Origin of the sequence: Bradyrhizobium sp. SZCCHNR1051 (assembly GCF_032489615.1) — a bacterium.
Lineage (GTDB): Bacteria > Pseudomonadota > Alphaproteobacteria > Rhizobiales > Xanthobacteraceae > Bradyrhizobium.
The window spans coordinates 1-12301 of sequence record NZ_JAUEYJ010000048.1 but is presented as its reverse complement, the minus strand read 5'-3'; the positions used below and the strand labels follow the sequence as shown (position 1 = coordinate 12301).

Sequence of the window (12301 nt, the reverse complement as noted above, 5' to 3'; positions counted from 1 at the left end):
ACCTTGCCTCGATGCCCATGTTGCGGTCTTGTCCCGAAGCCAAAAAGAAGAAATTTGTGACGCAGTAGTACTAACCCCGCTCCGCTCCGTCCGCCGTCGCAAGCCTTCGCTTCGACGACCACACCAGCGCGAGCACGCACAGGCCGAGCAGCACCGGCGGAAACACCACGAGGTTGACCGCCGACCAGCCGAAATGGGCGAGCAACTGGCCTGACGAGAATGAGCCCAGCGCCATCAGGCCGAAGATCAGGAAATCGTTGAACGCCTGCACCTTGTTGCGCTCGGCTTGCGTATGCGTCTCCAGCACCAGCGCGGAGGCGCCGACGAAGCCGAAATTCCACCCCACCCCGAGCGCCACCAGCGTGGCCCAGAAATGCATCGCGGTGAGGCCGGACAGACCGATCACCGCTGCGACCGCTTCCAGCGCGAGGCCGACCGCGACGATGACGGGCGCACCAAAGCGCGCGATCAGCGATCCCGTGAAGAAGCTCGGGCCGTACATCGCGACGATGTGCCATTGCAGGCCGAAATTGGAATCCGACACCGTGAGCCCGCACATCTGCATCGCCAGCGGTGCCGAGGTCATCACCAGGTTCATCACCGGATACGCGATGGTGCCGCACAGGGCGGCTGCGATGAAGCGCGGCTGGCGCACGATCGCCGAGAGGGGCCGGCCGCCATGGAGATCGGCAGCTTCAGGCTTCGGCAGATCGACGCCGGCGACGATCCCCATCGCGACCAGCGCGACCGCCGCCTGGATCAGATAGCTGAATGCGAACAGATAGGGCTGCCAGACGTCCATGGTCCATTGCACGAGCTGCGGACCGAGCAGACCGGCGAAGATGCCGCCCGCCATCACCCACGACACCGCCTTGGGCCGGAACGTCACGCTGGCGCCATCGGCCGCCGCGAAGCGATAGGATTGCGCGACGGCGCCATAGAGGCCGCCGAGGAACGTCGCCAGGCAGAACAGTGCGAACGAGCCGCGCAGAATCGCGAGGCAGCCGAGCACGCCCGTGACGGCGCCGCAGCCGGTCCCGATCAGGAAGGCCGCGCGGCGGCCATAGCGGCGCGAGATCGCGCCGGTCGGCAGGGTGCCGGCGGCGAGGCCGACGACATACATCGAGATCGGCACCGTCGCGAGCCCGATGCTCGGCGCGATGGTGACGCCGACGATCGCGCCGGTGGCGAAGATCACGGCCGAGTTCGCGCCGGTCAGCGCCTGGGCGGCCGCGAGCCGCGCCACGTTGCGGCGGGCGCGGGCATCATCGGAGGTGTCTTCGCTCACGGTCAGATCGATCATCTCGGGTATCCGGAGGCGTGGGGCGCACGCTCCCGCCTTGCTCGTTTGGCCGCACTATTGCGGGAAGCGCGCGCCCGAGGCAACGGGCGCGAACGGAGACAAGCCATGCGGGCGGCGAACGCGCCACGGAGCGTGATTCGACACTCCCGGCCGGCCCGGCTAATCAAGCCGGCGGTATTCTCGCGTCAACGGCGCCCGCGGAGCTTGAGCCATGTCAATCGACGATCGTCCGACCATCGCGGCGCCCGATGACGATCCGTATCTGTGGCTCGAGGAGATCGACGGCGAGCGCGCGCTCGCGTTCGTCGCGGCGCAGAACCAGCGCACGCTCGCCGCGTTCGGCGATGCGGCCTTCGAACGCGACCGCGACGCACTCGCCGCCATCCTGGATCGGCCGGACAACATCCCGTTCGTGAGCCGCCGCGGCGGGCTGCTGTACAATCAATGGAAGGACGCGGCGCATCCGCGCGGCTTGTGGCGGCGCACGACGATGGCGGAGTTCCGCGAGGCGCAACCGCAATGGGATGACCTGCTCGACATCGATCGACTCGCTGCCGACGAAGGCGAGGACTGGGCGCTGAACGGGGTCTCGAGCCTGCCGCCGGCGCATGAGCGCGCCATGCTGAGCCTGTCGCGCGGCGGCAGCGACGCCGTGGTGCTGCGCGAGTTCGACCTCGCGACGAAGCACTTCGTCACGGACGGCTTCACGCTCTCGGAAGCCAAGGGCAGCGTCGCCTGGCTCGATGCCGACACGCTGCTGCTGGCGAGCGCATTCGGCCCGGGCATGGCGACGCCGTCGGGCTACGCACGCACGGTGCGGCGCTGGCGGCGCGGCCAGCCGGTCGAGCAGGCGGAGGTGATCTTCGCCGCCGAAGGCAGCCAGTCGACATGGGTGCATGTCGGCGTCGATCGCAGCGTCGCGCCGGCGCGGGTGTGGTTCGCCGAGGGCATCGACTTCTTCAACCAGCATCTATGGCTCGGCGACGGCAGCGGCGCGCGGACCAAGCTCGACCTGCCGACCGACTGCTGGATGTCAGCGCATGGCGACTGGATGGCGGTCAAGCTGCGCCAGCCCTGGACCGTCGGCGAGGTCACCCATCCTGCAGATGTGGTGCTCGGCCTCCGGCTGTCAGCATTCCTTGCCGGACGCCGCGATTTCACCCGGGTGTTCGAGCCGGCGCAGCGACGCGCGCTGCAGGGCCTGTCCTGGGCCGGCGACCGGCTGGTGCTGTCGATCCTCGACGAGCTCAGGGCAAGGTTCGAGGTGTGGACGCCTTCACCGAGGGAGTGGAGCTGCGAGCGGCTCCCCGGCCTGCCGGAGATCGCGACGGTCGACGTCTGGCGGCTCGACACCGACGAGGCGGAAAGCAATGGCGACCTGCTCGCCAACATCCAGGATCCGCTGACGCCGCCGTCGCTGCAGCTGATCGAGAGCTTCGCTGCACCCGCGATCCTGAAGCAGGCGCCGCGCACCTTCAGCGCCGAGGGGCACGTCGTCACACGGCACGAGGCGATCTCGGTGGATGGCGAGCGTATTCCCTACACCCAGACCGGGCCGGCCGAGCTGACAGGCGACGCGCCGGTGCACATGAGCGCCTATGGCGGCTTCGGTCACACGCTCCGTCCGGCCTACAATGCGGCGCTGGGCAAGCTGTGGCTCGAACGTGGCGGCACGCTCGTGGAGGCCAACATCCGCGGCGGCGGCGAGTTCGGCACCGCCTGGCACGACGCCGGCCGTTATGCCGGCAAGCGGCTCGCGCATGATGATTTCGCAGCGGTCGCCGCCGACCTCGTCCGCCGCGGCGTCACGGTGCCGAAGCGCATCGCGGCGCAAGGCGGCTCCAATGGCGGCATCCTGATCACCAACATGCTGGTGCGCTACCCCGAGCGCTTCGGCGCATTGTTCTGCACCATCCCGCTGATCGACATGCGCCGCTACAGCAAGCTGCTCGCCGGCGCGAGCTGGATCGCCGAATATGGCGATCCCGACAGCGACGAGGATTGGAGCTGGTTGTCGACCTACTCGGCCTATCACACCGCAATGCCCGGCCAGCCCTATCCGCCGATCCTGATCGCGACCACGCGGCGCGACGACCGCGTCCATCCGGGCCACGCGCGCAAGATGACCGCCAAGCTGCAGGCCATGGGCTACGATGCCTGGTTCTACGAACCCGCCGCCGGCGGCCATGGCTACGGCACCGACAACCGCGAGCGCGCCGGCTTCATCACGTTGGGCACGCGGTTTCTGGCGCGACATGTCGGGCGGGAGATGGCGTAAACGGCTCTCTTCACGGTCATCGCGCGGCGCCGAGGGCGACGACGCAGCCTTCAAGCAGCCCGCGCGAACACCAGGATCATATTGTTGGCCGGCATCTCTATCGTCTCGCGCAAGGCGAGCCCGTGGCGCGCGGCAAGCGCTTCGAGGTCGGTGATGTCGCGCACCCCCCAGTCCGGATTGTGCTCGCGCAGGGAGGTATCGAACACGGCATTGCTGACCGCGGTGTGCTTGCCGGCGCGCTTGAACGGGCCGTAGAGCACGAGCACGCCGTCCGCCGACAGCGCCTGCCCGGCGCCGGCGAACAATCCCTCCGCCACCGACCACGGCGCGATGTGAATCACATTGGCGCAAAAGATCGCGGTGAGCTGCGAAGGCCCGCCCGCGGCGCGGAACGCCGCAGGCCAGCCGGGATCTGACAGGTCGATGCGCTGGGCATCACGGATGTTCGACAGCCCGGCATGCCTTCGCCACGCCGCGATGCTGGCGAGGTGATTGGCGTTGAGATCGCTCGGCCACCACGTCAGATCCGGCCGCTGGGAGGCGAAATGCACGACATGCTGGCCGGTGCCGCTGCCGGCCTCCAGCACGTCGCCGGTCTTGCCCGCGAGCAGCCGTCCCAGCACCGCCCAGATCGGCTGGTGGTTGCGGTGGAAGGCGGCCGCGTCCAGCCGTCCGTCCGGTTCCACCGGCCGGCCGTCCCGGCCGAACTCCACGACATACTCCGCCATGCCCATTCTCCCGACCGCCCCTTGAACGGCCTCGTTAACCGCGTTGCGGCGGCCACCATAGCTGCATTGTCAGCCGATGGTCTTTATGCTTTGCAGCGCCTATATTGCCGAGATCACCGAGACGTCGGAACTCCACCTTGATCACACCTGTCCTGCGTACCGCCCTGGCGATGGGGCTCTCGCTCGCCATGTCCATGGCCGCTCACGCCCAGTCCGGTGCCGTCGACGGCCAGAAGCTCGCCTTCGACCGCGGCAAGGGCAACTGCCTGACCTGCCACGAGATCAACGGCGGCGACCTGCCGGGCTCGATCGGCCCGAAGCTCGAGAACCTCAAGGCAAGATACGACCGCGCCGAGCTGATCGCGATTCTCAACGACGAGACCAGGCGCAATCCGCTGACGGTGATGCCGCCGTTCGGCCGCAACCGCATCCTGACCGAGCAGGAAATCAGCGCCATCGTCGACTTCCTGCAGACCCTCTGATTCCGTTGGAGACCGCCATGACTGCCTCGTTCGGCCCGTTGGCCCACCGCCGCCTGTTCCTGAAGGGCGCCGGCCTCGTCGCGCTGATCGGCCTCGGCAACGCCGTGCTGCACGCCGCGCCCGCCTTCGCCGCGACCAACGACAACAAATATCCGGAAGATGCCTTCAAGCAGAAGAATGCGCCTGACGCGGTCAAGGCGCTGTACGGCCGCGACCACGAAGCGTCCGACAAGATCAAGCTCGACGCGCCAGAGATCGCCGAGAACGGCGGCGTGGTGCCGATCGCGGTGACGACGTCGCTGCCGAACGTGACCTCGATCGCCTTCATCGTCAGCGAGAATCCGTTCGCGCTGGCGGCGTCGTACCACATCCCCGAGGGCACCGTGCCCGCCGTGGCGAACCGGCTCAAGATGGCCAAGACCTCCAACGTGATCGCGCTCGTCGAATCCGGCGGCAAGCTCTACAGCGCGACCAAGGAGGTCAAGGTCACCGTCGGCGGCTGCGGCGGCTAAGGTCAGGAGATCATCATGGCATCGAGCATCCGCGTCCGCGCCGTCCTGAACGGCGACATCGCCGAGGTCCAGACCCTGATCCAGCACCCGATGGATACGGGCCTGGTCAAGGACGCCAAGGGCGAGTTGATCCCGGCGCACTACATCCAGCAGCTCACCTTCGTGCACAAGGACAAGACGGTGTTCCTGGCCGATTGGGGCACCGCGGTGTCGAAGGACCCCTATGTCAAGTTCGCCTTCAAGGGCGCGGCCAAGGGCGACGAGCTCAAGGTGAGCTGGGTCGACAGCAAGGGCGCGACCGACAGCCTGACGGCGACGATCCAATGAGGGCGCTGCGCCTCGCGCTGACTATCGCGGCCGCGCTCGCTCTCGGCGCCTCCGGCGCTGCGGCCGCGGACAAGCCGAACCCGGCTGCCGACGCCAAGGCGTTCCAGGATTACTTCATCAAGAAGTTTCCGAAGGTGGCGTTCGACGATTTCGTCAACGGGCCGTATTCAATGAACGCCGACATGCGCAAGCAGTGGGAGGAGAAGGAGCAGTTTCCGCCTTACGAGTTCGCGCTCGATGCCGGCAAGGAGATGTTCGCCAAGCCGTTCAAGAACGGCAAGACCTATGCCGACTGCTTCCCGAACGGCGGCATCGGCATCCGCCAGAATTATCCCTATTTCGACGACAAGGAAGGCAAGGTCATCACCCTCGAGCTGGCGCTGAACCGCTGCCGCGAGGCCAATGGCGAGCAGCCCTACTCCTACGTCAGGGACGAGATGGCATCGCTGACCGCCTACATGGCGTACACGTCGCGCGGCAAGCGTTTCGACATCAAGATCCCCGACGATCCGCGTGCGCTCGAGGCGTTCGAGAAGGGCAAGGAATATTTCTATACCCGCCGCGGCCAGTTGAACTTCTCCTGCGCGAGCTGCCATGTGCAGAGCCCGGGCGAGCGGATCCGCGCAGAGATCCTGGCGCCGGCGCTCGGCATCCTCAACGCGATGCCGATCTACCGCTCGGAATGGAGCGGCATGGGCACGATCAGCCGGCGCTTCGTCACCTGCAACAGCCAGACGCGCGCCGTGCCGCTGGAGCCGCAATCGGACGAATACCGCAACCTCGAATATTATCTGTCCTACGTGTCGAACGGCCTGCCGGTTTCAGGACCGGGAGCGCGGCCATGACAAATGTCAAGACAGCAAGCGTCATGAAAAAGATCGTGTTCGCCATGATGGTATCAGCGGTCGGCGCCGGCTCCGCGCGGGCCGCGTCGGAGGCCGACTATCTCGCGGCTGTCGCGGCGGCCGAGAGCGCCAACAAGGAAGCCGGACGTCTGCGCAACCAATGGACCGTGACCCAGGCCGCACTCAATGCCGCGAAGAAGGCAGCCGATTCCGGCAATTTCGATTCTGCGCTGAAATCGGCGCAGGAGGCCGAGGCGCTCGCCAAGGCATCGATCGTCCAGGCCACCAGCGAGAAGCAGCGCTGGAAGGACATGGAGATCAGGTAGAGCATGATCCGGAAAAGTGGAAACCGGCTTTCCCTCGCACAAGCGCCGAAGGCGTTTATGCGGAGATCATGCTCAAGCAAAGGGATAGCTCACGGTGCGATTCCACGGAATCGCATCATAAGCTAGGACGCGAGCCATGATTCGGCGCCGGGACTTTCTGCAAGCATCAGTTGCCGCCGCGCTCGCCGCGCCGGCGCTGCTGCGCAACGCCCGCGCCGCCGACACCGTCAGCCTCTACGACATCGAGAAATTCGGCAACGCCCGCATCCTGCACATCACGGACACGCATGCGCAGCTTCGCCCGCTGTTGTTCCGCGAGCCCAGCGTCAATCTCGGCATTGGCGAGATGTGGGGACGGCCGCCGCATCTGGTCGAGCGCGCCTTCCTCGACCGCTACGGCATCCGGCCCGACAGCGCCGAGGCTTACGCGTTCACCTCGTTCGAGTTCGAGAAGTACGCCGGGCGCTTCGGCCGGATGGGCGGCTTCGCGCATCTGAAAACCCTGGTCGACAAGCTGCGCGCCGATGCCGGCGACCATCGCTCGGTGCTGCTCGATGGCGGCGATCTCTGGCAGGGCACCGGACTTGCCAATGCGATGCGCGGCGCCGACATGGTGAGCGCCGCCAACCTGCTCGGCATCGACGCCATGACCGGGCACTGGGAGTTCACCTATGGCGAGGAGGCGCTGCGCGCCAACCTCGCCCGCTTCAAGGGCGAGTTCCTGGCGCAGAACGTGTTCCTGACCGAGGAGGCCGCGTTCAACGACGCCAAGGCGTTCGATCACGGCTCCGGCCGCGTATTCAAGCCGGCCACCATCAAGGAGATTGGCGGCGCCCGCATTGCGGTGATCGGCCAGGCCTTTCCCTACGTGCCGATCGCGCATCCGCGCCGCTTCACGCCGGACTGGACGTTCGGCATCCGCGAGGAGGAGCTGCAGAAGCTGGTCGATGGCCTGCGCGGCGCCGACAAGGTCGATGCCGTGATCCTGCTGTCGCATAACGGCATGGATGTCGACCTCAAGCTCGCGGGCCGCGTCACCGGCATCGACGTCATCCTCGGCGGCCATACCCATGACGCGGTTCCGCAACCGGTCGCGGTCAGCAATGCCAAGGGCGCGACGCTCGTCACCAGTGCCGGCTCCAACGGCAAATTCCTCGCCGTGCTCGATCTCGACGTCGGCAAGGGACGCGTCGCCGACGCGCGCTACCGGCTGCTGCCCATCTACTCGGAGCTATTGAAGCCCGATCCTGCGATGCAGGCGCTGATCGACCAGACCCAGCAGCCGCAGGTCGCGGCCTGGAGCGAGAAGCTCGCGACGTCGGACCGGCTGCTGTACCGGCGCGGCAATTTCGAAGGCGCGACCGACGACCTGATCTGCGCGGCGCTGCGCCGCGAGCTCGATGCCGAGATCGCGCTGTCGCCCGGATTCCGCTGGGGTCCGACGCTGCTCGCGAACCAATCCATCCTGCTGGAGGACGTGCTGGCGCAGACCGCGATCACCTATCCCGAGACCTATGTGCAGCGAATGACCGGCGCAGAGATCAAGGACGTGCTCGAGGACGTCTGCGACAACCTGTTCAACGCCGATCCCTATCTGCAGCAGGGCGGCGACATGGTGCGCACGGGCGGGCTGTCCTACCGTTGCGCGCCCGCCGAGCCGATCGGCCGCCGCATCTCCGATCTCACGCTCGACGATGGCCGTCCGCTGGAGGCCCGCAAGAGCTACAAGGTCGCCGGCTGGGCCTCGATGAACGCACAGGACGGCAAGCCGGTGTGGGATGTGGTCGCGAGCCACCTGCGCAACGGTCAGCTGGTGCTGGTCGGAACTAACAAGGTCACGCTCTCGGGCGTCGACGGCAATCCTGGCTTTGCATCGCTGTCCTGAGCGGCGTGGCGCATGCATTGCGCCAGAATGGCTGGCCGAATCGTCGCCGTGCACCGAAAACGCCGGCCGGCGCGCGCAGGTGCCATGCGCGCGCGTTCGTGGACAATGAACCGTAATCCGATAGTGTGGCGTTGTGTCGCGCGCCCATTATTCGGCAGCCCTTGGTGATTTGCCGGCAACGCGCCCTTCAGGACCATCACTGACGCCGGGAGCCAAACGGATCGACCATGGCTGACGTTCTTGCCGCATCGCAACATGCCGGTGCTCCGGTCCGAACCGCCTCGCCGCTGCGCACATTGGCGCTGATCTCGCTGGCGCACTGGGTCAGCCATCTGCACATGCTGGTGCTGCCGATGCTGTTTCCCTACCTGAAGGAGAAGCTCGGCGTCGGCTACATCGAGCTCGGCTTTCCGCTCACCGTGTTCGCGGTCGTCTCGGCCCTGACCCAGGCGCCCGTCGGCTATCTCGTCGACCGCGCCGGCGCCCGCCGCATCCTGCTGCTCGGCCTGACGCTCGGTGGCCTGTCGCTGGCGATGCTCGGCGTTTACCTGAGCTATGCCAGTCTTGTCGTCTCGGCGGTGCTGCTCGGCCTCGCCAACGCGGTCTATCATCCTGCCGACTACGCGCTGCTGGCCGCGCACATGGAAGAGAAGCGCATGGGCCGCGCGTTCGGTGTGCATACTTTCGCCGGCTATCTCGGCGGCGCGGTCGCGCCCGCCGTGATGGCGGCGCTGGTCACCACCGTCGGTGGCTCCGGCGCGCTGATCGCGGCCGGCCTGGTCGGTCCGCTCGCCGCGCTGCTTCTGCTCGTCGGCAACGTGCCCGAGGTGCCGCCGCATCCGCATCACACCAGCGCCGACGGCAGCAAGGCGAAACAGCCCAGCCTGCTGACTCCGATGCTGATGCTGCTGACCGTGTTCTTCATGCTGCTCAGCCTGTCCAACGCCGGCATCGCCAGCTTCGGCGTTGTCGCGCTCATGAACGGCTACGGCATCTCGTTCTCGACCGCCAACATCGCACTGACCGCGTTCCTCGGCGCCAGCGCCGTCGGCGTGCTCGCCGGCGGCCAGCTCGCCGACCGCATCCGCCATCACAACCTGGTCGCGGCCGTCGCCTATGCGATCAACGCCGTGCTGGTGCTGATGATCACTTTCATCAACCTGCCGACCGTGCTGCTCACGACGATCATGCTGGTCGCGGGCTTCATGAGCGGCGTGATCGCGCCGTCGCGCGACATGCTGGTGCGCAACGCCGCCCCTCCGGGTGCCGCCGGCCGCGCCTTCGGCATCGTCTCCACCGGCTTCAACTTCGCCGGCGTGGTCAGCCCGCTGCTGTTCGGCTGGATCATGGACATGAATGCGCCGCGCTGGGTGTTCGGCGCCTCCGTCGTGTTCATGCTGCTGACCATCGTGCTCGCGTTCTTCACCGAGCCGAGGAAGGCGAAGGCGTAGGTTTCTTGTAGGGTGGGCAAAGGCGCCTGGCACGCTCGTCGTGATTGACGACAGCATCGCGCGCCGTGCCCACCATCCCGCTCGCGGTGGTGGGCACGCGCCGCCTATGGCGCCGCTTTGCCCACCCTACAATCAGGTCGCTGACGCAAGGCTGCTGCCTCTTCCCCGTATGTTGACATCATCGCCTTCCCGCCGATGATGTGCCCATAACAACAACGACCGGGGAAGACACGCCATGACGCAGCCAGATCTCGTGATCCGCGGCGGAACCGTTGCCGATGGCTCCGGCGGCGATCTCTACGACGCCGATGTCGCGATTTCGAACGGTCGCATCATCGAGGTCGGCAAGGTCGGCGGCGCCGGACGCGAGGAGATCGACGCACGCGGCAAACTTGTGACCCCAGGCTTCGTCGACGTTCACACCCATTACGACGGCCAAGTGACCTGGAGCCACGACATCTCGCCGTCGTCGCAGAACGGCGTCACCACCGCGATCATGGGCAATTGCGGTGTCGGCTTCGCGCCGTGCCGGCCAGCCGATCATCAGCGGCTGATCCAGCTGATGGAGGGCGTCGAGGACATTCCCGAGCCGGTGCTCGAAGCCGGCATTCCCTGGGAATGGGAGAGCTTTCCGGACTACATGGAGTGGCTCGGCAAGCGCGCCTTCGATCTCGACATCGGCGCGCAGCTGCCGCATGCGGCGCTGCGTGTCTATGTGATGGGCGAGCGCGGCGCGCGCCGTGATCCTGCCACCGCCGAGGACAATCGCGCCATGGCGGCGCTGGCGCGCGATGCGGTCAAGGCCGGCGCGCTCGGCTTCTCGACCTCGCGCACGCTCAATCATCGGACCTCGACCGGCGACTACACACCGACCCTGAAGGCCGGCGAGGACGAGCTGACGACGATCGCGCAGGCCATGCACAGCGCCGGCCGCAGCGTGCTGCAATTCGTGCTCGACATCTCCACGATCCACGAAGACCTGCCGATGATGCTGCGCATCGCCGACGCGACGAAATGCCCGATCTCGTTCTCGGTGACCCAGAACGACCGCGCGCCGCAGCGCTGGCGGCAGACGCTGGCCGAGATCAACGCCGCCGCCGCGCGCGGCCTGTCGGTGACGGCGCAGATCGCGGCGCGCCCGGTCGGGCTGCTGCTTGGGCTGGAGTTGTCGCGCAACCCGCTGCAGACGCATCCGAGCTACCAGGCGATCGCGCATCTGCCGCTGGATGAGCGCGTCGCGCGGATGCGCGATCCGGAGCTGCGCGCGGCCATCCTGGGCGAGCAGGCCAGCGCGACCGACGACCCGCTGTTCTTCAAGCCGAACTACGACAAGATGTACCTGCTCGGCGATCCGCCGGACTATGAGCAGCCGCCGGAACGGTCGCTTGGCGCCCAGGCCCGCACGCGCGGCTGTCGTCCCGAGGAGCTGGCCTATGACGCGATGCTCACAGATGGCGGGCGCGGCATGCTCTACGTGCCGTTCCTCAACTATTCCGACGGCAATCTCGATGCCACCTATGAGATGCTGCGCGACCCGCGCAGCGTGCCCGGCCTCAGTGACGGCGGCGCGCATTGCGGCATCATCTGCGATGCCAGCTTCCCGACCTATCTGCTGACGCACTGGACCCGCGACCGCAAGCGCGGCGACAGACTGCCGATTCCCTTCGTCGTCGCCGCGCAGTCGCGCAAGACCGCGCTCTCGGTCGGCCTCGACGATCGCGGCCTGCTCGCGCCAGGCTACAAGGCGGATATCAACGTCATCGACTACGACCGGCTGCACCTGCATCCGCCCAAGGTGCATTACGACCTGCCGGTCGGCGGTCGCCGCCTGATGCAGGATGTCGACGGCTATGAGGCGACGATCGTGTCGGGCGTGGTGACGCGCAGGCAGGGCGAGGCGACGGGCGCGCGGCCGGGACGGCTGGTCAGGGGAGCGCGAAGCGGGGTGCAATAAGGCTCTCGGCTGTCACGCTCCTGGCCGCCAGCGAAATCCTCGGTGTCATCCCGGACAAGCGCGCGGTACGCGCGCGCCGATCCGGGACCCATAACCCCAGGGAAAAGTTCGGGGCACGATGGCCGCCCCATCTCGCCTAGAGCATGCTGTTTTTATACGGAAACATATCCTGAGTTTCTGAGATAGTTGGCGCACTCCTTTTCCGAGAAG

At 67.0% G+C, this 12301-nt stretch carries 11 protein-coding genes; 9 read left to right on the top strand and 2 right to left on the bottom strand.

Annotation, left to right across the window (positions count from 1 at the left end; translation table 11 throughout):
- Positions 1-70: 70 nt before the first annotated feature.
- Entirely contained in the window at positions 71-1303 is a 1233-nt protein-coding gene (locus QW868_RS33290; RefSeq protein WP_316232550.1) for an MFS transporter, read from the bottom strand.
- Between the two features lie 211 nt (positions 1304-1514).
- On the opposite strand from QW868_RS33290, the gene QW868_RS33285 reads away from it, so the two are divergent.
- Positions 1515-3581: a prolyl oligopeptidase family serine peptidase gene (locus tag QW868_RS33285; protein ID WP_316232549.1), complete on the top strand. Its 2067-nt coding sequence runs from the start codon at positions 1515-1517 to the stop codon at positions 3579-3581.
- Between the two features lie 50 nt (positions 3582-3631).
- Here the strand turns inward: QW868_RS33285 and QW868_RS33280 are convergent, their stop codons facing one another.
- Entirely contained in the window at positions 3632-4309 is a 678-nt protein-coding gene (locus QW868_RS33280) for a DUF938 domain-containing protein (RefSeq protein ID WP_315740565.1), read from the bottom strand.
- Positions 4310-4497: 188 nt separating this feature from the next.
- Between QW868_RS33280 and soxX the strand changes: the two genes are divergently transcribed.
- From soxX to QW868_RS33240, 8 genes are all read left to right on the top strand, one after another.
- On the top strand, positions 4498-4791 hold the full coding sequence (gene soxX / locus QW868_RS33275; protein WP_316232551.1) for a sulfur oxidation c-type cytochrome SoxX: 294 nt from the start codon (positions 4498-4500) through the stop codon (positions 4789-4791).
- Between the two features lie 17 nt (positions 4792-4808).
- On the top strand, positions 4809-5303 hold the full coding sequence (soxY, locus tag QW868_RS33270) for a thiosulfate oxidation carrier protein SoxY (RefSeq protein ID WP_315797821.1): 495 nt from the start codon (positions 4809-4811) through the stop codon (positions 5301-5303).
- Positions 5304-5318: 15 nt separating this feature from the next.
- Positions 5319-5630 (top strand): thiosulfate oxidation carrier complex protein SoxZ, encoded by a 312-nt coding sequence (gene soxZ / locus QW868_RS33265; RefSeq protein WP_315740567.1) that lies wholly within the window; start codon positions 5319-5321, stop codon positions 5628-5630.
- A complete protein-coding gene (soxA, locus tag QW868_RS33260) occupies positions 5627-6475 on the top strand; it encodes a sulfur oxidation c-type cytochrome SoxA (protein WP_316232548.1) in 849 nt (282 codons plus the stop codon). The genes soxZ and soxA overlap by 4 nt, the downstream gene beginning before the upstream one ends.
- 23 nt (positions 6476-6498) lie before the next feature.
- Positions 6499-6801 carry a hypothetical protein gene (locus tag QW868_RS33255; protein WP_315740631.1) on the top strand — a complete coding sequence of 101 codons (303 nt, stop codon included), beginning with the start codon at positions 6499-6501 and terminating at the stop codon, positions 6799-6801.
- A 136-nt stretch (positions 6802-6937) separates the two neighbouring features.
- Positions 6938-8686, top strand: a complete 1749-nt coding sequence (gene soxB, locus QW868_RS33250) for a thiosulfohydrolase SoxB (RefSeq protein ID WP_316232547.1) — start codon at positions 6938-6940, stop codon at positions 8684-8686.
- Positions 8687-8913: 227 nt separating this feature from the next.
- Positions 8914-10137, top strand: coding sequence for an MFS transporter (locus QW868_RS33245; RefSeq protein ID WP_316232546.1), 1224 nt, complete (start codon positions 8914-8916; stop codon positions 10135-10137).
- A 235-nt stretch (positions 10138-10372) separates the two neighbouring features.
- Positions 10373-12091 carry an N-acyl-D-amino-acid deacylase family protein gene (locus QW868_RS33240; protein WP_316232545.1) on the top strand — a complete coding sequence of 573 codons (1719 nt, stop codon included), beginning with the start codon at positions 10373-10375 and terminating at the stop codon, positions 12089-12091.
- Positions 12092-12301 lie beyond the last annotated feature (210 nt).